At 42.2% G+C, this 25,424-nt stretch carries 20 protein-coding genes; 16 read left to right on the top strand and 4 right to left on the bottom strand.

Features of this window, described 5'->3' with window-relative positions; all coding sequences use genetic code 11:
• Window positions 1-367 precede the first annotated feature (367 nt).
• The 11 genes from TY16_RS01770 (at window position 368) to TY16_RS01720 (ending at window position 14,069) form a co-directional block, all read left to right on the top strand.
• Entirely contained in the window at window positions 368-1,081 is a 714-nt protein-coding gene (locus TY16_RS01770) for an IspD/TarI family cytidylyltransferase (protein ID WP_043929976.1), read from the top strand.
• Window positions 1,078-2,103: a ribitol-5-phosphate dehydrogenase gene (locus TY16_RS01765; protein ID WP_043929974.1), complete on the top strand. Its 1,026-nt coding sequence runs from the start codon at window positions 1,078-1,080 to the stop codon at window positions 2,101-2,103. The genes TY16_RS01770 and TY16_RS01765 overlap by 4 nt, the downstream gene beginning before the upstream one ends.
• A gap of 32 nt (window positions 2,104-2,135) precedes the next feature.
• The gene (locus TY16_RS01760; protein ID WP_043929973.1) at window positions 2,136-3,320 is read left to right on the top strand and encodes a CDP-glycerol glycerophosphotransferase family protein; all 1,185 of its coding nucleotides are present in this window, start codon (window positions 2,136-2,138) and stop codon (window positions 3,318-3,320) included.
• Window positions 3,321-3,383: 63 nt separating this feature from the next.
• Window positions 3,384-4,601 carry a CDP-glycerol glycerophosphotransferase family protein gene (locus TY16_RS01755; RefSeq protein ID WP_081772850.1) on the top strand — a complete coding sequence of 406 codons (1,218 nt, stop codon included), beginning with the start codon at window positions 3,384-3,386 and terminating at the stop codon, window positions 4,599-4,601.
• Window positions 4,602-4,627: 26 nt separating this feature from the next.
• A complete protein-coding gene (locus TY16_RS01750) occupies window positions 4,628-6,907 on the top strand; it encodes a bifunctional glycosyltransferase/CDP-glycerol:glycerophosphate glycerophosphotransferase (RefSeq protein WP_043929972.1) in 2,280 nt (759 codons plus the stop codon).
• Window positions 6,908-7,220: 313 nt separating this feature from the next.
• Window positions 7,221-7,607, top strand: coding sequence for a glycerol-3-phosphate cytidylyltransferase (gene tagD / locus TY16_RS01745; protein WP_043934433.1), 387 nt, complete (start codon window positions 7,221-7,223; stop codon window positions 7,605-7,607).
• 6 nt (window positions 7,608-7,613) lie between these two features.
• Window positions 7,614-8,804 carry a CDP-glycerol glycerophosphotransferase family protein gene (locus tag TY16_RS01740; protein WP_052342558.1) on the top strand — a complete coding sequence of 397 codons (1,191 nt, stop codon included), beginning with the start codon at window positions 7,614-7,616 and terminating at the stop codon, window positions 8,802-8,804.
• A gap of 118 nt (window positions 8,805-8,922) precedes the next feature.
• Window positions 8,923-9,729: an ABC transporter permease gene (locus tag TY16_RS01735; RefSeq protein WP_043934432.1), complete on the top strand. Its 807-nt coding sequence runs from the start codon at window positions 8,923-8,925 to the stop codon at window positions 9,727-9,729.
• 14 nt (window positions 9,730-9,743) lie between these two features.
• Window positions 9,744-10,559: a teichoic acids export ABC transporter ATP-binding subunit TagH gene (gene tagH / locus TY16_RS01730; protein ID WP_043929970.1), complete on the top strand. Its 816-nt coding sequence runs from the start codon at window positions 9,744-9,746 to the stop codon at window positions 10,557-10,559.
• Between the two features lie 134 nt (window positions 10,560-10,693).
• A complete protein-coding gene (locus TY16_RS01725; protein ID WP_043929969.1) occupies window positions 10,694-11,998 on the top strand; it encodes an O-antigen ligase family protein in 1,305 nt (434 codons plus the stop codon).
• A gap of 1 nt (window position 11,999) precedes the next feature.
• Entirely contained in the window at window positions 12,000-14,069 is a 2,070-nt protein-coding gene (locus TY16_RS01720) for an LTA synthase family protein (RefSeq protein ID WP_043929968.1), read from the top strand.
• 26 nt (window positions 14,070-14,095) lie between these two features.
• On the opposite strand, the gene TY16_RS01715 is transcribed toward TY16_RS01720, so the two are convergent.
• Both TY16_RS01715 and murJ read right to left on the bottom strand, forming a co-directional pair.
• Window positions 14,096-15,247: a glycosyltransferase gene (locus TY16_RS01715; protein WP_043929967.1), complete on the bottom strand. Its 1,152-nt coding sequence runs from the start codon at window positions 15,245-15,247 to the stop codon at window positions 14,096-14,098.
• A gap of 119 nt (window positions 15,248-15,366) precedes the next feature.
• Window positions 15,367-16,911 carry a murein biosynthesis integral membrane protein MurJ gene (murJ, locus tag TY16_RS01710; protein WP_043929966.1) on the bottom strand — a complete coding sequence of 515 codons (1,545 nt, stop codon included), beginning with the start codon at window positions 16,909-16,911 and terminating at the stop codon, window positions 15,367-15,369.
• Between the two features lie 162 nt (window positions 16,912-17,073).
• Between murJ and TY16_RS01705 the strand changes: the two genes are divergently transcribed.
• The 3 genes from TY16_RS01705 to TY16_RS01695 all read left to right on the top strand — a co-directional run bounded on the left by TY16_RS01705 (window position 17,074) and on the right by TY16_RS01695 (window position 20,368).
• Window positions 17,074-17,796 carry a WecB/TagA/CpsF family glycosyltransferase gene (locus tag TY16_RS01705; protein WP_043934431.1) on the top strand — a complete coding sequence of 241 codons (723 nt, stop codon included), beginning with the start codon at window positions 17,074-17,076 and terminating at the stop codon, window positions 17,794-17,796.
• A gap of 218 nt (window positions 17,797-18,014) precedes the next feature.
• The gene (locus tag TY16_RS01700; protein ID WP_052342557.1) at window positions 18,015-19,142 is read left to right on the top strand and encodes a glycosyltransferase; all 1,128 of its coding nucleotides are present in this window, start codon (window positions 18,015-18,017) and stop codon (window positions 19,140-19,142) included.
• A 170-nt stretch (window positions 19,143-19,312) separates the two neighbouring features.
• Window positions 19,313-20,368, top strand: coding sequence for a glycosyltransferase family 4 protein (locus TY16_RS01695; RefSeq protein WP_043929965.1), 1,056 nt, complete (start codon window positions 19,313-19,315; stop codon window positions 20,366-20,368).
• 694 nt (window positions 20,369-21,062) lie between these two features.
• Here TY16_RS01695 and TY16_RS01690 read toward each other — a convergent pair.
• Both TY16_RS01690 and TY16_RS01685 read right to left on the bottom strand, forming a co-directional pair.
• Window positions 21,063-22,103, bottom strand: coding sequence for an LCP family protein (locus tag TY16_RS01690; protein WP_043929964.1), 1,041 nt, complete (start codon window positions 22,101-22,103; stop codon window positions 21,063-21,065).
• Between the two features lie 146 nt (window positions 22,104-22,249).
• Window positions 22,250-22,882, bottom strand: a complete 633-nt coding sequence (locus TY16_RS01685; protein WP_043929963.1) for a YigZ family protein — start codon at window positions 22,880-22,882, stop codon at window positions 22,250-22,252.
• Window positions 22,883-23,506: 624 nt separating this feature from the next.
• Here TY16_RS01685 and TY16_RS01680 point away from each other — a divergent pair.
• Entirely contained in the window at window positions 23,507-24,652 is a 1,146-nt protein-coding gene (locus TY16_RS01680) for a sensor histidine kinase (RefSeq protein WP_043929962.1), read from the top strand.
• 34 nt (window positions 24,653-24,686) lie between these two features.
• Window positions 24,687-25,373, top strand: coding sequence for a response regulator (locus TY16_RS01675; RefSeq protein WP_043929961.1), 687 nt, complete (start codon window positions 24,687-24,689; stop codon window positions 25,371-25,373).
• Window positions 25,374-25,424 lie beyond the last annotated feature (51 nt).

Genomic DNA, 25,424 nt, shown 5'->3' with positions numbered 1-25,424 from the left:
AACCCCACTGAAAAATTTGGCAAATCTTCCTGTGGCTGCGATGGGAGCCTCATTTGTATTAGCATGACTAGCCACTAGGAGTGGGACAGGCAAAAAAACGCTCACCCTTACGAAGTATATTCTAGGACATTTTCATCAATGGGGAAAAATCTAGTGTTTTTTCAAAAGAAAAGCTGTTAAAGCTATAAGTGGACGAATTGTGAAAGCTTTGCGCCTCCTGTCCATTTCTTGAAAAAGGGGGTAAAAGGGTGTATAGTTTAAATGAGTTTTTATGTCAAAGACTGTCTATTAAAGGATGCAGGTCCTATTTATTTTTGCTTAATTTACGGAAGATCCATAAAACTGGACTAGAAAAGAGGTTAAGACTGTGATCTATGCAGAAATCCTCGCGGGCGGAAAAGGGACCCGCATGGGCAATATTAATATGCCTAAGCAATTTCTAACATTGAAGAATACGCCGATTATCATCCACACAATTGAAAAATTTATGCTGAATGATCGGTTCGACAAGATTATTGTTGTTTCACCTAAAGAGTGGATCAACCATACAAAAGATATTATAAAGAAACATATTGGCCCGACAGACCATATTGTGGTTGTGGAAGGCGGCAGTGACCGTAATGAATCAATTATGAGCGGAATCCGCTATATCGAAAAGACATTTGGACTTAATGATGATGATGTAATCATTACTCATGATTCTGTCCGTCCATTCCTTACACATAGAATCATTGAGGAAAATATTGATGCCGCACTTGAGTATGGTGCAGTCGATACAGTGATTGAGGCGATTGATACAATCATCAGGTCAGAAGACCGTGAAACGATTACTGAAATTCCTGTCAGGGATGAAATGTACCAGGGCCAGACCCCACAAAGCTTCAATATTAAAATGCTCGTCAACCATTACAATTCCCTGTCTAAAGAACAGAAGGAAATTCTCACTGACGCCGCTAAAATCTGCGCGCTTAAAGGCGAGAAGGTTAAATTGGTCAAGGGCGAAGTATTCAACATCAAAGTGACTACTCCGTTCGATTTGAAAGTAGCAAATGCTATTTTACAGGAGCGGATTGAAAAATGATCAATCAAGTATATCGATTAGTTTCTCCGCGCCAATTCGAAGTGACATATAAGGACCGCTCACTGCAGTCCGACCGGATTGTTGTCCGTCCGACTTACCTTTCTATCTGTGCTGCGGACCAGCGCTATTATACAGGTTCAAGGGGCAAAGAAGCGATGGCAAAGAAACTGCCAATGGCGCTTATCCATGAGGGAATCGGAAAGATTGTCTTTGATCCGAAAGGCGAGTATAAGCCAGGTACGCCTGTTGTCCTTGTTCCGAATACACCTATGGAGCAGGATGAAATCATTGGTGAAAACTACTTGCGGACCAGCAAATTCCGCTCAAGCGGCTATGATGGTTTCATGCAGGATTATGTATTCATGAAACGCGACCGGATTGTTACCCTGCCAGAAGATTTGGATCCCCGTGTGGCTGCTTTCATTGAGCTTATTACGATTAGCATGCATTCCCTGTCCCGTTTCGAAAAAAGAGCCCATAACCGAAGAGATGTTTTTGGTGTGTGGGGAGATGGGAATCTTGGCTATATAACTGCCTTGATCCTTAAAAAGACCTACCCGGAAAGCAAGGTATACATTTTTGGAAAAACGGACTACAAACTGAACCACTTTTCTTTCGTGGATGAAGCTTATCAAATTAACGAGATTCCGGATGATGTCAGGGTTGACCATGCATTCGAATGTGCTGGCGGTATAGGCAGCCAATATGCAATTAACCAAATTATTGATTATATCCATCCTGAAGGATCTATCTCCATTCTTGGCGTTTCTGAATATCCGGTTGAGATTAACACCCGGATGATTCTTGAAAAAGGGCTTACTGTCATTGGAAGCAGCCGGAGTGGCAGGGATGATTTTCAAAGGACAGTCGATTTCATGAGGGACAATCCCGAGGCGGTTGAGTACCTTGCGACTCTGATTGGGTCTGTCCATGAAGTCAGGACTATTCAGGATATTATTGAAGCGTTTGAAAAGGATTTAACTACCTCCTGGGGAAAAACAGTTATGGAGTGGAAGATTTAAGGTTTGGCATAGGTTGAAAGGCAGGCAGAAGCATGCGAAGTTTAAGATATTTGCCCACAATACTTGTAAAGTGGCTGGTTAGGTTATCCTTTTTGTTATTTAGTGCCCTATTTAAGATCAAGGAAAAAAAGGTGACATTTGCATCCTATAGGGATACCGAACTAAAGGGGAATCTTGCCTGCATCCATCAGGAATTTAGGGACAAGTATCCGGAATATGAAGCTGCTTTTCTTTTTAAAAAGCTAAGTACAACAAAGCTTGGAAAGGCCAGTTATCTTTTGCATATGATGAAAGCCAGTTACCATCTTGCAACATCCCGGTTCTTCATTATTGATGACTATTACTTTCCCGTGTACGCCATTAAGCCTAGATCCGGTACGGATATCGTCCAGCTTTGGCATGCAGCCGGGGCATTTAAAAAATTCGGCCTGAGCACGATTGACAAATCGTTCGGGCCGAGTGCTACATACCTAAAGCATTTGAAAATCCACTCAAATTATACAAAGGTGTATGTCAGCTCTGCGGAGGTTGTTCCCCATTACGCCGAAGCCTTTGATATGACTGAGAAAAATATCTTTCCCCTTGGCATTCCGAGGACAGATTACTTCTTCAAGGACAATATCCACAAAGAATTAACAAGCCGCTTCTTTGAAAGGTATCCCTCCTTGATGGGAAAAAAACTAATGCTTTATGCGCCTACCTTCCGCGGGAAAAGCCATTATCAGGGCCATTTCAAGCTTCCTCTCGACTTTAGTGAAATGCAGGAGGAACTTGGGGATGGGTATGCGCTGATTGTTCACCTTCACCCATATATGAGGGGCAATGTGGAAACACAGGGTAAATTGGAGGGGTTCGTCTGCCATATTCAGGGCGAATTCACGATTGAAGAGCTTCTTGTACTCTCGGATATATTAATTACCGATTATTCATCGGTCATTTTTGACTATAGTCTATTGTGCAGGCCGATTGCATTTATTGCGGACGATTTGGAAGACTATAAAGCAGAACGAGATTTCTATTATGAATTTGAAAGCTTTATACCTGGGCCATTTTACACGGCAACCAAGCCTCTCTCCCAATGGATAAAAGCTGGGGAATTTGATCTGGAAAAAGTCATTCGCTTCCGTGACCGATTCTTCGATTACCATGATGGGAAATCGAGCAGCCGGATTGTAAGGCATCTTATTGAACAGGATAGCTTTGGTTCTTCAGACTAAGGGGATTGTTAAATTCCCTTTTTTCCGTTTAATCAATATACTTTTGAGAAAAGGAATTTTAGTATGGCAATTAATCTGACTGGGAAAATTAAGCTGAAAGTCGCTGCTATTTACAATTCAATTAGTAGAAACAGGGGATCGATTTTGTATCGCCTTTTTTACACAAAGGGATTTCGGCTTCTATATAAACTATTTTGCTTTCTGCCGCTAGATTCTAAAAAGATTATTTTTGCTTCCGACAGCCGTACCGATATGAGTGGGAACTTTGAATTTGTTTATAAACAGCTGCTTGAGACCCAACCGCAGTTCAAATACCGATTTATGCTGAAACCTGGCACAGGTGCCAGGAAATCTGTGGGTGAAATTGTGACGCTTGCTTACAATTTGGCCACCTCCAAATTCATTGTGCTTGATGACTTTTACCCAATGGTTTATCCGTTGAAAATCAGAGATGGAGCGGAGCTAATCCAGCTTTGGCATGCTGTAGGCGCCTTTAAAACCTTTGGGTACAGCCGTACCGGCCTGCCTGGAGGGCCGAGCCCGAACTCCTTGAACCACCGGAATTATACAAGGGCAATTGTCAGTTCGAGAAACGTGGCAAAGCATTATGCAGAAGGATTTGGAATAAGTGAGGATAAAGTGATTGCCACAGGAATTCCAAGAACAGATATTTTCTTTGATGAAATCCATAAAGAAAAAGTAAGACAGGATCTTTATGAAAAATACCCTTTTCTGAAAAATAAGAAAGTCATTATGTTTGCACCAACATTCCGAGGTCCAGGGCAGCAAACTGCATATTACCCAACAGATGTTCTTGATTTGGATAAGCTTTATACAGCCTTGGGGGATGAGTATATATTCTTGCTTAAAATGCATCCATTTGTAAAGGAATATTGGGAAACACCTGATAAATATAGCGATTTTTACTTTGATTTTTCATCCTACCGTGAAATCAATGACCTTTTGTTCATAACTGATATACTGGTTACTGATTATTCATCCGTATGCTTTGAATTTGCTCTTCTTGGTAAACCAATGGTGTTTTTTGCGCCCGATGTCGAAGAGTATATTGCTGAAAGGGATTTTTATTATAATTACTTTTCCTTCATTCCAGGACCTCTGGCAAGGTCTGATGATGAGTTAATCCATGTCATTCGTGAAGAGCGTTTTGAAGAAGAACGGCTGGACTCCTTTGTCCATTATTTTTATGATGATTTGGACGGGAAATCAAGTGAGCGAGTAGTGAATCAACTGATTGTAAGCAACTGTAAACAGAACTAGATTAATGTAACAGAGGAGTAATATCAATGAATTTTTCAGAAATAAAAGTGAGCGTCATCACCCCTGTATACAATGTCGAGGAATATTTACGGGAAACATTGGATTCGCTCGTAAATCAGACGTGCAAGGAAATTGAAATTATCATGGTTGACGACGGCTCAACGGATAGCAGCCCGGAAATCATTGAAGAATATGCTAAAAAGTACAGCAATGTCGTTTTCATCCGCCAGGAAAATTCAGGCCCGGGTGCAGCAAGGAATAATGGCCTGGATAATGCGCGTGGAGAATTTATCAGCTTCGTTGATTCTGATGATATCCTTCCAGAGGATGCTCTTGAAACCATGTACGAAGCCGCAATTGAGGAGGGGGCAGATGTTGTTACTGGTGCTTCCTTGAGCTTTAACAGCAAGGAAAGCTGGTACATTGCCAGCCACTTGAACAATGGTGTTTACCGTCCGGGTGAAAAAGCACTAATTTCAAATCCTGAGCTTCTTTATTCGCTTGGGCCATGCAATAAGCTGTATCGGCGCTCAATTGTCCAGGATATCCGATTCCCGCTTGATATAAAGGTCACTGAGGATCAGCCATTTGTCATTGAAGCATACTTACGGGCGAAAAAGATGTATACGGTCGATAAAATTATCTATAACTACAGGCAGAGGGAGACCGAAACAAATATTTCGCTTTCACAGATTGTCAAGGTTGACTCTGTAGCGGTCTTGTCTGATATTTTTAAAAGCCTGAAGCTTTCGGACCAGCTATGGGATAAGTATATTCAAAATAAAGTATCAAGAAATGCTATTAAAACAAGCTATTACATGCGTATTGCCCAGGCGGACATATGGCCAGCCATCCGCAGTGCGATTGACAGCAAGGAATGCGATGTTCAAGTTAAAACCTTCAGCATGCTGCTTGAATGGGTTAAGGAAATGGACCGCTATGTGTTCAACGGAATTCCGATTCTCCATCGGGTCATGACCTATGAGATTGCCGAGCGATTTAATAAAGTCTGCGAAAAGGCTAAGGATATTTATTTGCAGTGGTTAATTACTGCCTTCGCGCTTATGGATCCAACTGCAATCCATGTCCTTGATATATCCAGTAGAAAGAAAATCTTTAATGTAACGAAGAAGGCTGCTAAACGCAGGAGCCTTACACCGATATATTATTTCCTTTTTAAACGGAAAATGAAGAAATACTATACGCTGGCAAGAATGGCAACTGCCAGAAGGATTGTCCTTCCGTTGTCTGGTTTCCTGCCGCAGCAAAAGAAGATTACCTTTGCTACAAATAAATTTCCAGCAATGTCGGATTCTTTTCAGGAAATTTATAAACAGCTGATTGACCTGCGGCCTGATTATGAAATAAAGGGATATTTGAAGAAGAAGAAAAACTTCAAAGATTTCTGCAGGATGTATCACGATATGGCAACTTCGAAGTACGTGATTCTTGATGATTACTATCGCCATTTATACAAACTTAAGCTTCCAAAGCGGACTGAAGTGATACAGACATGGCATGCCGCCGGTGCTTTTAAAAAATTTGGCCACAGTTCCATTGGCTATGCCGATAGCAATACCGTCGAGTTTGAGAACCAGGCTCATCGCTCCTATACGAAAGCCGTCGTAACGTGCCAGGAAATTGTTCCGTTGTATGCAGAGGCATTCAAAATGCCTGAAAAAAATATATATCCATTAGGACTTCCCAGAACGGATATTTTCTTCAATGAAGATGCCAAGCAATATATTCGTAATAAATATTATGGTATGTACGAAAACCTGCGCGGCAAGAAAGTGATAACCTATGCGCCAACTTTCCGCGGAGGCCCCGGGAAAAGAGCAAACTTCCATTTGGAATTGGAGCTTGTTGATATGGCGAGAGAACTCGGAGATGAATATGTGCTCGTCCTTAAAATGCATCCATCCGTAACGAAAAATACAAAGATTCCAAGCGAAGCAAAGGAATTTGTCATTAATATGAGCCAGCATGATATCAGTGAAGTCATGATCATGACAGATGTGCTAATCAGTGATTATTCGTCTCTTGTTTTCGAATATGCTTTATTGGAACGGCCGATGATTTTCTTTGCTTATGACCTTGAGAACTATTTGGAAGAAAGAGGATTCTACTATGAGTATGAAGACTTTGTTCCAGGACCGATTACGTCAAACACGGATGAAATCATTAATTTAATTAAGTCTGGTGATTTCGATTTGGAGAAAGTCAGAGCATTTGCTGAGCGATTCTTTGACCACCGGGACGGCCAGGCGGCAAAACGCTTTGTTGAGACATTAATAAAGCCTTAGCAATTTGTTTGCACGATTTCAAGTAGTAATCTTAGTGCGCTGAGGATATCATCAATGATCCTGATGCCTCGTTGAGTAGAAGTTTGAGTCCTGGACCAGCTGCCAGGACTCTTCCCTTTAGAGGGAATTTAGCCAGCAGTTCTTAAACAGAACAATATTCCCTGAGAAAAAGATTCATATTTTGCGCAAATGGCCAAAGTACCGAATTTTGGCTTGGGTGGAAACTACATAGGTTTGAAAAACCAGCATACGAGTAATATAATGGATTGAGGGCAGTTTTACCTGTCTGTTTAGTTTTCAGGAGATGATCATGTTGAAGAAGGTTTTAACATATGGAACGTTCGACCTGCTTCATACAGGTCATATCAATATTTTGAAAAGAGCAAAAGCCCTGGGTGATTACCTGATTGTGGGCTTGTCGACAGACGAGTTCAACTTGATCAAGCATAAAGAAGCGTATCATTCTTACGAAGACAGGAAAGAAATTCTTGAAGCAATCCGGTATGTCGATGAAGTCATTCCTGAAGAGAACTGGGAACAGAAAATCACTGATGTTCTTGAACACCAGGTAGATCTCTTTGTGATGGGCGATGATTGGAAAGGGCATTTTGATTTTTTGAAAGAATATTGTGAAGTTGTTTATCTGCCGCGGACCACAGGAGTTTCAACCACGAAAATCAAGTCGGACCTAAAGAGGTAGATACTGATGAGAGAATTTGCGATAGTTGCCTATTTGTTTATTATTAGGCTTATTTATACATTGTTTAATATGCTTCCTTTAAAGGATAAAGCCACATTTATTGTTTCGTTTGGCGATAATACCCAATATGTTTATGAAGAGATGCTTCGTCAGGATATACCCTTTGACGCGGTTTTTTTATGTAAGGGAAAGAGTATTGATTTATTCAAAGACTATGAATCTGCAAAAGTGATTCCTTTTGAATCTGGCAACTTTCTTAATCTAATTCAATCAATCTATCATGTGGCGACTTCAAAAAGGGTTATTGTTGATAACTACTTTGGCTTCCTGGCTGCTGTTGACTTCCGTGACGAGGTTGAGTGCATACAGCTTTGGCATGCGACTGGAGCGATTAAGAAGTTTGGCCTTGAAGATAAGTCTGTAACCACAAGAACGAAAGCTGCCCAGCAGCGTTTTAGGGATGTTTATGACCGTTTTGATAAGGTAATAGTCGGTTCGGATGTAATGGCGACTATTTTTGGCCACGCATTTGGACTTGATGACAGCAGGATTCTGCGTACAGGCATCCCGCGTACAGATTTCTTTTTTAACGAACAGGAAATTCGTAAAAACAAGCAGCAGTTAGTTTCTCAAAATCCAGCACTTGCTGAAAAGAAAGTCATTCTCTATGCTCCTACTTATAGGGATGCAGAGCTGGATCAATTTAAGCTTCAGCTTGATATAGAAAAGATGGAACAAGAACTTGGCAGGGACCATGTATTGGTTCTCCGTCTCCATCCTGCAGTCAAGAATGATACAGATTATGCCTCTATGTTCCCCGGCTTTGTATATGACTATTCATCTGGTGAGTACAATATAAACGACTTGCTTTCGCTTGCAGATATCCTGATATCCGACTATTCTTCAATTCCTTATGAGTTCTCGCTATTGAAAAGGCCAATGATATTCTTTGCCTACGACCTTGAGGAGTACAAGCGGGACAGAGGGATTGCCATTGATGAGTTTCCCGGTCCGATTGTCCGGGATACGGAATCCATTATTGAATTGATTAAGAAGGATGCTTTCGATTATGGATTAATTGAGAAGTATGCTGCAAAATGGAATAAATATTCACGGGGTAACGCAAGTGCGCAGCTTGTCGGTTACATGTTCGGCAAGGAAGCTGAAACCATTAGGGAACAAAGGCGTGCCCTTTAATAAATCCAGCTGGCCCGGGGACCCAAATTCCCGGGTCTGTGTTTTTATTGTTCATCCTCAGGGGAATGTAAGGTATAATGGAAAATGGTTGTTAATTGGTTATAAGGAAGGTTATTATATGAAGTCGTTCTTTACTGTTATCAAGGAACAAATCAACAGCTTTTATTTGGTAAGACGTTTGTCATTGTTCGAGTTAAAGGCAACCAATACTAATAATTATCTTGGCATGGCTTGGGAAATCATAAACCCTGCAATCCAGCTTTTGATATACTGGTTTGTTTTTGGTTATGGAATTCGAAGCGGGGCAAATGTAGGGGAAACTCCTTTCGTCTACTGGCTTCTATCGGGAATGTCTGTGTGGTTTTTTGTTAACCAGTCACTTCTTGAAGGATCGAAATCGATTTACACAAGAATTAACTTTATTTCAAAAATGAGTTTCCCGATGAGTGTTATTCCAACCTATGTCATTATGTCAAAGTTTTATCCTCATTTAATACTTGTTGCTATCATAACGATTGGCCTTGAAATTGTTGGCGGGCATTTTTCGCTTTTCTTTATTCAATTGCCGTATTTTATGTTTGCAACCTTAATGCTACTTATCGCTGTATCGCTAATTACATCGACGCTCGCAACGATTGTCCGGGACGTCCAAATGATTGTTACATCGATTGTCAGGATGCTTCTGTATTTGACACCATTACTATGGTGGCCAAAGAAAGAGGATGGTTGGATTATGGATATTATGATGATTAATCCACTTTATTATATTGTTGAAGGCTACAGGGCATCGATGCTGGGTACATCCTGGTACATTGTTGAGAATCCCGAGCTTGGCCTGTATTTCTGGGGCGTCGTGTTGGTCTTGTTCATTATTGGTTCTTCGCTCCATGTGAAATTCAGGAACCATTTTGTCGATTATCTATAAATGGAGGTCTTCCATTGAGCCAAACAGTTTTAATTGAAAATGTATATAAGAAATATAAAATGCATAAGAAGACATCGGACAAGCTCCTGGATGTACTGTTGCCAGGCGGCTATGGAGAGGACTTCTATGCACTCCAGGATATAACGTTCTCTGCCCAGAAGGGTGATACAATTGCTTTAATCGGTGTAAACGGATCAGGTAAATCAACGCTTTCCAATATCATTGCCGGTGTTATCCCTCCAACCCATGGTTCTGTCAAAACCGTCGGCCAGACATCTTTGATTGCCATTGCTTCTGGCCTCAATAACAACCTGACAGGCCGTGAAAATATTGAGCTGAAATGCTTGATGCTTGGCTTCACCAAGAAGGAGATTCAGGAGATGGAGCCGGATATCATCGAGTTTGCCGATATTGGTAAATTCATTGATCAGCCTGTAAAAAAATACTCTAGCGGGATGAAGTCCAGGCTTGGATTTGCTATCTCTGTTACCGTCAACCCAGACATTCTTGTTATTGACGAAGCTTTGTCTGTTGGGGATCAGTCTTTTGCTCAAAAATCTAAAAACAAAATGTTTGAATTCAAGGAAAAAGGTAAAACTATATTTTTTGTCAGCCACTCTATGTGGCAGGTGAAAGAGTTTTGCGAGAAGGCAATGTGGCTAGAATATGGTGAAATCAAAGCCTTTGGTCCGGTTGCGGAAATTATTCCGCAATATGAAAAGTTCCTTAAGGAATTCAAGGAGATGACCCCTCAACAGCAGAAGGCCTGGAAGGAAAAGGTTATCGAAAAACAAAGCAGGATGATTGAACCCGCAACTAAACTTACGTAAACAAAAGCTGGCAGCCGCCAGCTTTTATTTTTTTGCTTTTAAAGTGCTTTTCTGGAAGAGAGCCGGGTTGAATCTTATGGTTTTGGCAAAAACTAAATCATATAGTACTACTTGCCAGGAAGGAGGCAGCCAGGATGAGAGCCCGGTTTTATACCGATTGGATTGAAAGGTTGTTTTTACTATTTATACTATGCCAGCCTTTCCTTGATTTGCTTACTTCCCTGGCAATCCGATATTCCTATCCTATGTTTACAATTGGTATCCTCGCCCGAACGGCATTTCTCTTGCTTGCTCTCTTTTATTTGTTTTTCGGGCCTAAAAACAGGCCAGCCAGGTTCACAATGGTACTTCTCTTAGCATTGACTGCCATAATAGCAGTCCAAATTACGGCAAATGCCTCCCTAAAACCGGTCTTTTCAATTTCTGCTGAGATATCGTATACTCTCAAAATTCTCTATTTCCCCCTATCACTGTTCGCTTATCGTAAACTATTCCTTTCAGATGATACGTTAGCCGGGACTGCAGAAAGATATATAGCTGTTTCGATTGCACTAACGGGATTCATAATGACTTTGGCTGGAATGTCAGGAAGTGCTTATCCAAGTTATGAGGGAGGAAAGGCAGGGCATACCGGCTGGTTCTATGCAGGCAATGAAATTGCTGCCCTCCTTGCAATTGGATTCCCGGTACTCCTGCTTTTTGCACTTAATAGAGGGTTTGCAGGGTGGCCAGCTGTTTTAGTTGTCCTATATAGTCTGTTTGCGCTTGGAACAAAAGTTGGGCTCGGAGCTATTATCATTACACTATCAGCCGGAATACTCTCAACAGGATTAATACTTTTAAGAAACAGAGAGAAACGAAAAGCGATTGTTCCTTTATGCGTCCTCATATGCCTGCTGGTTGGTTCGGCGCTTTATACTCCGCACTCGCCAGTAGTACAAAATGTTCAAATTCATATGGAATGGCTGGGGATGGACAAACAGACGCAAATGGAAGTGGAAACGAAAGTCTCTCAAGCAAAAATGGATAATCTTGTTTACAGCGGACGCGAAAAATACTTGGAGAATCAGGCAAATTCCTATCATCAGGCCCCGCTCACCCAGAAGCTGTTCGGGATGGGGTATGCGGGCAACTATACAGAGGAGCCGAAGCTGGTCGAAATGGATTTTCATGATTTGTTTTTTTCATTAGGTTTGATTGGTTTTGTCCTCTATCTATCCCTGGTTGGAATCGTATTTGGGAGGATGATCAAAACTATTAAACGTGATGGTATAAAAGTTCAAACCATCATGAAGGCAGTGGGAGTTGTGCTTGGCTTTGGGATAGCTTACACCGCCGGCCATGTACTGACGGCTCCAGGAGTCAGCATCTACCTGGCAATCCTCCTGGCCAGTTTTACAAAAGAGGCAACCCCTGAGATGAAGGAGAGTGCGCCGTAACATGGTGAAGCGAAATCCGATTATAGTCCGCCAGCTATTATACATAAGTCTTTCTTCTGCATTGGCTTTGTTTGTAACAGAGTCAATTTATCGGGGTGGACCAGGTAAGGTGGTTGAATGGCTCATTAGTTACCCATTTAGTGTTTTGGCAGTGGCCATTTGGATGTTATCTTATTTCGGTATTCTGTTTTTTGCCAATAATAAGGGCTTTATCGTCGCTGCCATTTTATCTATTGCAATCTTATCCGCGATTGCGTTAATTGGCTTCTATAAGGAAAAGCTTAGAGGCGATCCGCTTGTTCCATATGATCTGGCGATGGCAGCTGAGGCTGGGAAAATGGCTGCAGTTTTTATGGATTTGCCAGTTGCGGTCATCGGTCTTGTTATTCTTCTCATCTTTTTACTAATTGGTTTGGTTTTTGCTATAGTGAGAAAGGTGGAAAATTCACCTTACACGAGAGATTATTTATATGTTCCAGCAGGGTCGGCGATTCTTTTTGCTATAATGACTTGCCTTATATTCAGCCAGGCATCATTTTTTTCAGGCGGAGAGGCTATCGGCCTGAAGGAACGCTATATGAAAATCGGAATCTTAGCAGGGCTGGCAAGTAACCTGGGCCATCCCGAGGCACCTGAGGGTTATGAGGAACAAATTGAAAGGCTTTTTACCAGGATAGGAAATGAGCATGAACCCATTTCAAAACCCAATATCATCATGATTATGAGTGAAGCCTTTTGGGATCCTACGATAATGGAAACTATCACATTCAATAAGAACCCATTACCAAACTTCCATAGACTATCCAGGCTTCATCCTTCAGGTACTCTCCACGTTCCTGTGTTTGGCGGCTCCACTGCCAATACTGAATTTGAGGTGCTGACCAGCCTGTCAACTCAGTTCTTGCCTTCTGGAAGCATTCCTTATAAAAATCTCATAAAAGAGCCTGTGCCGGCATTGCCTCACACGCTGAGGGGCGCTGGCTATGAAACAACAGCGCTGCATATGTACCACAACTGGTATTATAACCGCGATGAAGTTTATCGTTTGCTTGGCTTTGACCGGTTTGTTAGTCTTGAGTTTTTTTCAAAGCCTGTAAAGGATATGATGTATTACCGGGATGACGAGCTGATGAATGAAATCGTGAGGCTGGTAAACGAACGCGAGAAACCTAACTTCATCTTTGCAGTGACCATGCAAAATCACGGTCCATACCGCACAAATGCTAAGAAGTTTTATGCAACGATAGAAGCCTCACTAAAGGAGGAAGGGAAATCTTTTTCGCCTGAATCCGAAAATATTCTTGAATTTTACGCGGACAACCTGGTGGAAGCCGACAAGCAGCTCGGAAGGCTGACTGAGGCACTTCAAAAGCTGGATGAGCCGTCCGTAGTGGTGTTTTTCGGTGACCATTTGCCGCTGCTGGGAGAAGACTACAAGGTCTATAGAGAGGCAGCTTATCTGAGCGGACGCGATGGATATCGTGAATATATGAAAACGTACCAGACCCCGCTTCTCATATGGTCCACAGAGCCATTCAAAATTGAAACACTGAATCTGGAGAGCTCATTCCTTGCTCCTTATCTGCTCAATTCGATTGGTTTAAAAGGAAACTATGTGACTGATTTTCTGTCAGAGCAGTTGAACGGAGGCAAGGCGCTTCTTTTACCTGAGAAGTTTTCAAGGCAATCAACGGTCAAGGGGAAAGAACGGAAGATGTATGAGTCGCTTCAATATGACCTGTTATATGGGAATAAGCAAGGTATAAGACAAAGCGGTACGAAGATTAATCCAAGTAAGAAGTACCGTCTTGGCTACGGTGAACCCGAGATTATAAGAGCGGCGCGGAGTTCCTACCAAGGCAAGGAAGCCATCAAGCTTATCGGAAAGAATTTTACGAGCAGTACAGAGGTTTTTGTTGATGGAGAAAAGCTGAGGTCTGTTTTTGTTGATCAAGCCACTTTATATGCGCTTTCCGCTAATCCGGGCAAAGAGTTCAATGTTCAGCTGAAAATTATCGATAGCGAGGGAACGGTGCTCTCTGAAAGCAGTAAACGGGTTAAGGTGGAATAAACCGGCTAACCCTATTAGCCGGTTTCTCACGTTACTTTTAATAGCTGCTCAATGACCTTCCAGCGGGCATCCCAGGAGTTCTCTTTGCCAGTCGCTTGTCTGGGCAATACCTTTTCCTCGGAATGATGATATTCGAGGTTACCAACGATGTCCATCAGAACTCGGATCGTTTCTGCAGGTCCATTCGCAATCTGGATGATTCCATCATAGTTGAGTACCTCGGGGAGCGGTGTAGAAATAACCGGCTTGCCCGCGGATAAATATTCATACATTTTGATTGGATTGACGCTTTTGGTAAGCTTCGTCAACTTAAAAGGTATGAGGCAGACTGAGAAAGCATGGATATAGGCCGGAAGCGAAGAATAAGGCTTTGGGCCAAGAAAATGAACGTTATCTAAATTAGTAAATATAGAAATATCTGTATCAACTGGCCCAATCATCACGAAAGATACTTCCGGAAGCTGAAGTGCGGTTTGATAGATTAAATCCAAATCAATCCATTCACTGATTCCACCGATAAATCCGGCAATCGGATTTTTTATTGAAAGTATATCTTCAGGCACTGGTAAATCAACGTCCTGAATCTTTGCAAAATGTTCGTATTCAGCGCCATTAGGAACCAAGTGGATGTCTGGATTAAGGCTGGCTCTGTCGTCACTCAGCTGCTTTGCGGTTGCAAAGCAGACATTTGATTTGGTTAAAAGCTCGGTTTCTAGCTCCGCCACCAACTTCGGATTAATCAATCCCTTAAACGCTCCATGGTCGTCGACACAGTCGTAATAAACAGCCCTGAAAGGGACCAATGCCAGCAGGTCTGCGGCAGAGGGGAGAAAGGTATATAGGCTTGGCTGGCCGCCAATCTTTTTAATGTTGTTTTTTAAGGACAAGGCAAGCAACCGTTGGTTTAGTTTGTTAATCCACCTATATTTATATCCAAATGGGAGGATGGGCGGAGGCGCGAGTACATATAAATTATCCTCTTTTTTTGACAGCCCCTGTCTCCACCGTTTCCACGTGGCAATGGATGCTTTGTTTTTCAATGGTCCCAATAAAGACACGGGAGGCTCGACGTATAGAACTGTCCTGCCTGATTGTGCAGCCCGCTTCATAAAATGATGCGGCCTGTGTTTGATACCATCCCAATCTCCTGCTGTAAGCGAAACAAGTATATCATCCATAAACCTGGGCTCCTGTCTTTTTTAAAAGATCAACTGGTATTGCTTGTGAGTGACTTGTAACTAAGAAGATTCATTACCTTCGAAAAATAGGAGACTCTTTTTCATCATGTCGGACTGGCTTATCTTGAAGAAGTATGGTTGTCGGATTTGCGTAAAAGGCGTTCCTTCAACCAAGACAGCTCTTCTATTTTTAATACAATAGAGGAAATGAGAAAAATTATTCCCGCGCAAGCTGCCGACAAAATGAGCTGAAGAACATGATTCAATCCTTCTGTTAAAGCAGAGATTGCATATACAGCCGAAAGAGTTATTAAAAATATGACAAGCAATCTGCTAAAGTTTTTTATAAAAGAACGATAATGCTCACTTTCAATAGGCAGCTTTTTTCGTAAATACACGAGTAAGTAAACGGTTTGAAAAAGCATAGCGATTGACGTTGCCAGGGCAATTCCGCCAGTACCGAGAAGCCGGGCCAGCAGGATGCTAAACAGAATATTAACCAGTACGGCGGCGATGCTCGCTTTCATTGTGACCTTGGGTTCCTTCATTGCAATAAAGCAGCGATTAAGCAATTCCTTTAATGCCAAAAATACCATCCCGAAGGAGTAGTAAAAAAAGGCTGAGGCTGTGAGGGAGGCAGCTTTATGATCGAAGGCACCCCGCTCAAAAGCTAAGGAAACAAGCGTGTTATTTTCAACAAGCATTACAGCCAAAATAGGAATCGCAACAAAAATAATTGCATTAAAGCCTTTGCTGATTAAGTCGATGAACCGTGAGCCCTGCTCTGAAAAAGCATCGATAATGGACGGGAACAATACTGTAATAAGAGAGAGCAGAATGATGCTTAACGGCAAGTACATCAATTTGTTTGCAAAGTTAAGGGCCGAGACACTTCCTGTTTCAAGGTAGGAAGCAACCATCCGGTCAACAACACCATTTATCTGGTAAGCCACAGAGGCGGCAATCATCGGAAAAAACAGCGCCCATGTCTCAGCGATTTTTTCCCGATAGAGGCCGAATTGGAAATTCAGCCTAAACCGGATATAGTTCCGGAAAAAAGGATAGAGCATAATCACCTGGCTTATTGCACCGAGCAGGGTCGCGACAGCAACAGAATAAATACCGTAACGGCTGCTGAATAAAACAACAGCGAAAATCACAAGAATGTTCTGTGGAACTGCAATAAGTGCCGGCGGAGAAAAGCGCTTCTCATATTCAAGTATCCCTGTCATAAACGCTGATAATACATAGAAACAGAAGCTCGGAATCATAATTCGGGCCAGGCTATTCACCAGCTCGGCTTCGTTTTCGGAAAAGCCGGGGGCAATCAAGGTCGTAATCCATGGAATACTGATATAAAATAGGATGGATAGCATAATTGATAAAACAAGGAATAAGGTTCCGAGCATGTTCATGAACGAGGCTGCTGTTTTTTTTCCAGCGCGGCTCGCCTCGGCATATAAAGGGACAAGCCCTGTTGTCAGTGCCATACCAATCGCACTGAACATGAGGACGGGAATAATCGATGCAACGAAAAATGCATCTGTCGTCCCGGTTGCTCCGAAGTAGGCTGCGATTAATAGTTCTCGGGCAAAGCCAAGAACCTTGCTGATAATAGCAATAATCGTGATTAAGCCTACAGATTTAATAAACGTATTATTCAAGAAAATCAACACCGTTTCAAAGCCAGTTTTCTTAATGATAAATGAATTTGTCTGTCAAGCTGGAGAAAGATTAAAGTGAATACTGTCAAGCATACCCACTTTGCCAGCATTTTAAATCTGCCGGCCGGGGTTATAGATACCAAATGTGAAAGAGGCACAAACATGGAACAAAAAACAATCACAATTCTTGATATTCCGTTTTTGGCAAAACGTTTTGAGGAAGTTGCTGGCCTTTTGGCTAAGCATATTAAGGAGGGCGAGAAGGCTTTTATCGTCACAGCCAATCCTGAAATAGTTATGTATGCGAAAAATGATGAAGATTATAAACGAACATTAAAAAAGGCGGATTATATTGTCCCTGATGGATTTGGCGTGATCCTTGGCTCAAGGATGCTTAAAAATCCGCTCCCGGAAAGGGTGGCAGGGTTCGACCTGACAATCCGCTTGCTGGAGATGGCAAATAAAGAAGGGTTGAAAGTTTATCTTCTAGGGGGAAAGGAAGAGGCAAATCAGGCTGCGGCGCAAAATATTAGCCAAAAGTATCCCGGGCTTACGCTGGTTGGACGCCACCACGGCTATTTCAGCTGGGAGGATGGGAAAATCAGTGATGAGATTGAGATGAAAGAGCCAGATATAGTTTTAGTGGCACTCGGATATCCAAAACAGGAACAATGGATAGCTGAAAATATTGGACGAGTTACGAAAGGGATTTTTATTGGTGTCGGTGGAAGTATTGATGTGCTGGCCGGTACAGCCAAACGGGCACCTGAGGTGTGGAGGAGAATCAACCTTGAATGGCTTTACCGATTAGTAAAACAGCCATCGAGGTGGAGGCGGATGCTGATGCTTCCCAAATTTGTGATAGAGGTATTGAAAATTAAATAAAGTGAAACGTCAATCCCGTGGGGGTGTTCTTCATCCACCACTGATTGTTAGTCGCGCGAAGCCTGATTGATTTTCCTAAAGGATGAAGCACAAGAAAAATCTTATTTCACTAATCGGATAATTAACAGCCATCCCCAGTTATGAGGTTTGCTCCAGATGGACATAAACAATAATGAAGAGTTACTTGTAACTTCGTGTCGTCTGGAGACGTCAAATAATTGGAAGTAAGGATGGTCAATGTGAAAGTCCTTCATCTGAATGCCGGGGCTGAAACCGGGGGCGGAATGGTCCATATTCTTAATGTCTTGAAGCAAATGGATAGATCGAAGAGTATATTGGGGGTTTTTGAGGACGGATTAATGAAGAAAAAGGCATCTGAACTGGGCATACAGGTCCGCCTTTTTAAACAATCCAGCAGGTATGATTGCCTGTTTCTTAAAAAACTAGCTGTGTTCATTGATCAGGAAAGCATAGAAATTATTCATACCCATGGCCCCCGGGCTAATTTAATGGGGATTTTTATTAAAAAAATAAGGCCACGGCTTAAGTGGGTTACAACTCTCCATAGCAATCCGTATGATGATTTTCTGGGAAGAGGCTTAAAGGGAAAGGCATTTACATGGCTTCATTTGCAAGCCTTGAGAAGGCCAGACCATTATTTGGCCATTTCTGCGCCTTTTAGAGACCTTTTAGTCCAGAACGGGATAGCTCCATCTAAAATTACGGTTATTTTTAATGGAATTGATTTTAATGAAAAGGAAAACAGTATACCAATTACACGCGAGTCCCTGGGGTTATGCAAGGAAGACTTCGTTGTTTCAATGATTGCCAGGCTTACGCCGGTAAAAGGGCATATCGATGTACTTCACGCAATTCATAAGCTTAAAGGACGGTATCCGCAAATTAAAGTACTGCTTGCAGGAGATGGCTTCCTTGAAGGGCAGCTAAAAAATAAAGCTGCTGAGCTAGGTATCGGCAAAAGTCTAAGGTTCCTCGGCTACCGGGACGACATTGGCGGATTGCTCGCAATTTCAGATATAAAGCTGCTGGCTTCTAAAAGCGAAAGTTTTCCGCTTGTTTTATTGGAAGCTGCCCGGCAAATGCTGCCGGTGATTACAACTGAGGTTGGCGGGGTAAAAGAGCTAATACCAAACTCCGATTATGGCTGGGTCATTCCAGTTGGGTGCGTTAATTCCCTCGCAAATGCCTTGGAGGAGGCTCTTCATATGAAAGGTAATCATATCTTGTCCGCAAAAGGCATCAGGCTTTATGAACATACATCAGCTCATTTTACATTGGAAAATTGTGTGAAGAGTATTACAGGCGCTTATGGAAAATTTGTCTGAAACGTGAAATGACAGGGTTTGGGGCTAGTCCAAAAGCTCTGAAAAAATTCATTATGAACACAAATCGTTTTTTATGCTATAATAAGTTCGGTTTATGATTTTTACTGGTAAAGAAATGCCTGTTTGTTTATAAGTTGGAAGGGGCATTATACCTTCAAGGAGGGTCTTGGATGTTTTACGCGACCTTAATCATATGTTTTTTATGCTCCATCCTGCTTACGCCGTCTATAATAAAACTGGCCTACAAGCTAGGGGCCGTGGACAAGCCAAACAAGCGGAAAGTTCACACTAAACTGATGCCCCGGCTCGGTGGATTGGGGATTTTCATTAGCTTTGTTATAGGGATTCTTATTCTTCAGCCATACAGCCCCTATCATTTGGCAATCGTTCTGGGAAGCATCATCATTATCATAACCGGAATTTTGGATGATATATACGAACTTTCAGCAAAAAAGAAATTTCTCGCCCAGCTAGCGGCAGCGTTAGTGGTTGTCCTTTATGGGGGCATTGAAGTCAACTTTATTAACCTTCCTTTTGGAGGCAAGCTTGACTTTGGAGTTATGAGCGTCCCGATTACGATTCTTTGGATTGTTGGAGTAACAAATTCAATTAACCTGCTCGATGGTCTCGATGGCCTTGCAGCTGGCGTTTCATCAATCGCACTTATCTCAATTTCTGCGATGGCAATTGTCAAGGGTGATGCGTATGTTATGTCGCTTGGCTTTATTGTCCTCGTCAGCACAATTGGTTTCCTTTTTTATAATTTTCATCCAGCGAAAATATTCCTTGGCGACACCGGGGCTTTATTCCTTGGATATATGATAGCCGTCCTGTCTTTGCTCGGATTTAAGAACGTTACATTCATTTCGTTCATTATCCCGGTTATCATTCTTGGTGTGCCGCTGTCCGATACCATCTTTGCTATCGTAAGAAGGATTGTTAAGAAGGCTCCTTTATCGGCACCGGATAAATCACACTTGCATCACTGCTTGCTGAATCTTGGGTTTTCCCATAAAAAGACAGTCCTGCTTATATACGGAATCAGCGCATTGTTCGGATTGGCCGGTTTTATTTTTTCCATGGCGACCATGTGGGGATCGCTTTTGATACTAACACTTACCTTGCTCGCGGTTGAGCTGATTGTGGAAAGTGTCGGCTTGGTTGATAAAAACTACAGGCCGCTCTTGAACATGATGCGAAACATCCGCTATGCTAGAAACAGATAACCCATATCGAAAACATAAGGCTGCCCGGTTTAAATTCAAGGTTTCACTTATCGGTGGTTTCTAATTAATAGACACAAGAATGGACGTATGAATTGGCATACGTCTTTTTTTATTTATTTATGGAATTCCATAAACTTGAGATACAGCAATTGATTATGGGGCAACTGTCATATGTAGTGCTGTTTTAGTACCAATTTTATTTATTCTTATAAGTTGGTTGATAAAAGCCGCTATTCCCATTTAATTTCAAGAGGGTCCGCAAGTACGATTGGGGAATCAGCTTAATCTCCCACGCTGATAAAATAGACGGAGGAATTCCGCTTAATTAGTTATTATGATTAAAAATAGCTAAAATAGACGGAGAGATTCCGCCTAATGACTCAAAATCTATGAAAATAGGTGCTTTTGCTTTTTATAACCGGAAAATCTCCGCTTATATACATCGATACGACCTCTATTCTCTATGTAACCGGAAAAACTTCGCATATTTTACCTTCGCTGGTTACTCGATCTAAGGACAACACATCTTATTTAAAGAAAGTGAGTTTTAGCCAAGAGAACCTCATTTTGATGCATTACGGTGAACAATCACAAGCAAATAAGGTTTTTGTATCCCTAATAAGGAAACTCGCCATGATTGAAAAAGAGGCCCCCAAAGATCACCTTTGGGGGCCTTACACATTTACCTATTTGTTTATTCGTTCTCGGAGGCAGCTTGCAGCTGTGACTCACTTGTTGTTGCAGTGGTTGCCGGCGTCAAGCCTAAATGGGCTTTTAAGGTTGTTGTGAGCATGCTTACACCCTGCTCATCAAGCTGGTAATAATAAGTACTGCCGATGTACTGGTCGTGGCCGTCAAGAGCTATTGATTCAATGTTCAAGCCTGTGCCTGCATAATCGTAAAGGGAAAGAATTTCACCAAATTTGAAGTTGGTTGTAATATTGTCTCCCAATGCTTCCATGACATCACCATATTTTGTAATAGAACCAGCAGAAATGGCTTTATCAATTATCGCTTTAAGTACGAGCTGCTGGCGCTTCCCACGTTCAATGTCGTTGTCAATTTTCCGCGTTCTTGCCAGGGCGAGGGCCTCTTCACCGTTCAGTTCCTGAAGACCTTTTTCAAGGTGAATGGCATCTTTGCGGTCCTTGCTGTCCTGTTCAGAAAAAGTGACCGGAACATCGACTGTAATTCCGTCAAGCGCTTCAACTACATCAATAAACGCATCGAAATTAAGCTTAACATAGTAATCTACTGGAATATCAAACAATTCTTCTACTGTTTCAATCGTACCATCTACACCGCCGAATGCATGTGCATGTGTAATTTTGTCATTCTTTCCTTCCACCGGGATATACACATACGAATCACGGGGAATGCTGACCATTTTTACTGACTTGGAATCACGGTTAAAGGTGGCAAGAATAAGGGCATCGGTCCTAGTTGCCGAACCTTGCTGCCGCTTCTCGCTATCATCCACACCCATGATCAATACCGAAAAGTTGTCGCTCTTAGGGTCGATTTTCTGAATCCTTTTTGCGGACGTGTCACCCCGTTCAAGCTCCTGATTCGATGCATTCATAACATTTGCTGCCTTTGTAAAAAGAAAGCCTGCATATGTGCCTCCCGCTAAGAGAATCAAAAGGAGGGGGAGGACTAGAAAATAAAAAATCCGCTTCTTCTGCCGCTTTTTCCTAGACGATTTATGATTAATTCTTGTATTATTCAAAGTCATTCTCCTAAGTGTTAAATTTTCACAGGACTAAACTCATAAAATTAGCAAGCTACAACTTTTAATTATAATACTACGAAAGTACCAGGCACAATCGTTTATTTTTACAAAAAAGCAACAATTTCCCAGTGTGAAATCATCAGGTCGATTTATCTTTCAAATTCGACATAAAGAACCTCACCCAAGCGGCAGTCGCACTGGCCGTTAGCGAGATCCACCATCCTGTCCATGAAAGGCGTAGTCTCACTGTCGTCAACCAGCGTTTCAATCTCTACTTTATCCAGGTAATGTATATTCCTGATATGGGCACCGGAAGACCTTAATTCATTTTCGATTTTTCCAAGAAGAGTGTAATCAATGGTTGTGTGGACAATTCGCATCAATCTGCGCTCTACAATCCCTGTAGAATTGATCCCTTCAGAAGCAGACCTTCCATATGCGCGAATCAGGCCGCCCGCGCCAAGTTTAATGCCGCCAAAGTACCGTGTCACAACAACGACTGTATCCTTTAGCTTCTTCTTTTTAAGAACCTCAAGGATTGGAACCCCAGCGGTACCACTTGGCTCTCCATCATCATTCGCTTTTTGGATGTGATCGGTTTCGCCAATTAGGTAAGCGGAACAATTGTGAGTTGCATCGCGATGACGACGCTTAATATCAGCTATAAATTCCTGGGCTTTTTCCTCAGTTTCAGCCCGTTGTACATGGGCGATAAACCGGGATCTTTCTATAATGATTTCGTGTTCACCGTAGTCTTTTACTGTTAAATATGAGGGAAGCATATAATGGTCCTTCCTGAGAATCGCTTTATTCTATAATTCTGTATGTCCGCCTTTTATTTGACGGTACAAAAAAGAAAATCGTTTCACGTATACTATAAAAAAGGAGTCAATGTTTGCCATATAAACTGGATGCTTAAAGCAAAATGAAAAAGTTGGGAAATTTGTAATCTATTTACCCGCATTTACAGGATTATAGTACAAAACTGACTTCATTATTTTACTCTCCTTCACCCCTGTATTCAATAGTAGCAGTCAGGTTAAGGATGAAATATTTTCCCAATCAGCAGTAGAGTAATTGTTAACATCGAAAAAAAGTTGCATGCTATAATTAGTACAGTGTACATAGTGGTAATATCTATGACTAGGTATCATATTTTTACTTCTTAGTTAAAAAATCCTAGAATAGTAGGTTTATCCATCCTTCCTATAGGCTAAAGGATATAGAGTTTAAATGCAATTATAATCCCAATTACCGATTTTTAGGGGGAATTAAGAAATTATCCCAATATTGGATAGTTTCGTTCAGTCTTTCACGATAAACTATGAGAAAAGAGCTGGTGACAAAATGTTCCCAACTCTGAATCTTGAGTTTAGGCGGGGCATGGGCGCCCCGGGAGGAAGACTATGGGAATAAAGGACTTTGATACTAAAATGCTTGATGTAATCCTGGCAAGAATGATTGAATCTGTTGGAAGAAGCAAGAATGAAATCTTTTGTTTAGGTGAAAAATCACGGGCTGACTTTGAGACGCTGAAGTCCGAACTCGAGGAAGTTGAGAATCTTGCCAACAGGGTGGTTGGCGAAGGAGAGCGCCTCGAGACCAAGGTTCGCCATTCCAGGGGCAAGCTTTCGGAAGTCAGTATGCATTTTAAAGACTATACCGAGGATGAAGTGCGTGAAGCGTACGAAAAAGCGCATGAACTCCAAATGGAACTGACACTGAACAGGCAGATGGAAAAACAGCTGCGTGAACGGAAAAAGGACCTGATACGGAGGATGGAAGGTTTGCGTGAAACAATGGATCGCGCCGACCATCTTGTCTCACAAATTTCGGTTGTGATGAATTATCTGATGAGCGATCTGAAGGAAATGGGGGAGATACTCGAAGATGCCAAGCTGAAGGTGGAATTCGGCTTGAAGATCATAGAGGCCCAGGAAGAGGAGCGAAAGCGTCTTTCGCGAGAGATACACGATGGGCCTGCCCAAATGCTTGCAAATGTTATGATGCGTTCCGATCTGATCGAGCGTGTATATAAGGAAGACGGAATTGATGCTGCCCTTTCAGAGATTAAAAGCTTTAAGCAGATGGTCAGGAACTCACTATATGAGGTGCGAAGGATTATCTATGATTTGCGGCCAATGGCTCTTGATGACCTGGGACTTGTACCTACCTTAAAGAAGTATCTGCAAACGATGGAGGACTATCACAAAACCGTAAAGATAACCTTCCAAAACCTAAGAGCGGATAGGCGCCTGCCTTCAAAGTATGAAGTTGCCCTTTTCAGGCTAATACAGGAATCAGTCCAGAATGCATTAAAGCATGCGGATGCGAATGAAATCCAGGTTAAGCTTGAAATGAGAGAAACAGCCATTACGATTGTCATACAGGATAACGGGAAAGGCTTTGACCCGAAAAAGAGAAAATATGGTTCGTTTGGCATCATCGGCATGAAGGAACGAGTAGACCTGCTGGGAGGGCAGTTTGCCATTTCCTCCAAGCCCGGCCAGGGTGCAGCCGTCATTATTCAGGTGCCAATACCGCAAACGTAGGGGCGGAAGAAGTTTGAACAGGGAGGCGATGAGAATGAAAACTAAGATTGTCATTATAGATGACCACCAGCTTTTTCGTGAAGGAGTAAAAAGAATTCTTGAATTTGAAAAATCCTTTGAGGTGGTTGCCGAAGGGGACGATGGGACAAGCGCCCTTGACTTGATCAAGGAACATGACCCTGATGTTGTGATCATGGACATCAACATGCCAACGCTGAATGGTGTAGAAGCAACCGCGCTTGCCATGGAACGCTATCCTGAAACGAAAATTATTATCCTTTCTATCCATGATGATGAAAATTATGTTATGCATGCCTTACAGACTGGGGCGAGAGGCTACTTGCTTAAGGAAATGGATGCCGATGCCCTCGTAGATGCTGTTAAAGTCGTAGCAGCTGGCGGTTCCTATCTCCATCCAAGGGTGACGCATAATCTTGTCAATGAATACCGCCGGCTTGTAGGTGCAGCCGAGGAAAGTGTGGCTGCTGGTTTGCAGCAAACAGAGATCAGAAGACCGCTCCATCTTTTGACACGGAGGGAATGCGAAGTTCTGCAAATGCTGGCTGATGGAAAAAGCAATCGCGGAATTGGCGAAGCCTTGTTTATTAGTGAAAAGACTGTGAAAAACCATGTCAGCAATATTTTACAAAAAATGAATGTAAACGACCGGACACAGGCTGTAGTAGTTGCCATTAAAAACGGCTGGGTTGAGGTCAGGTAGAACTAGCACGGGGGATTCCCTGTGCTAGTTCTATTTTCCAAATTGGAAAAA

Origin of the sequence: Bacillus sp. EB01, from assembly GCF_000613125.1 — a bacterium.
GTDB lineage: Bacteria > Bacillota > Bacilli > Bacillales > Cytobacillaceae > Bacillus_D.
Note: the sequence above shows the minus strand (reverse complement) of the source record. Positions and strands in the feature narration are given on the sequence as shown.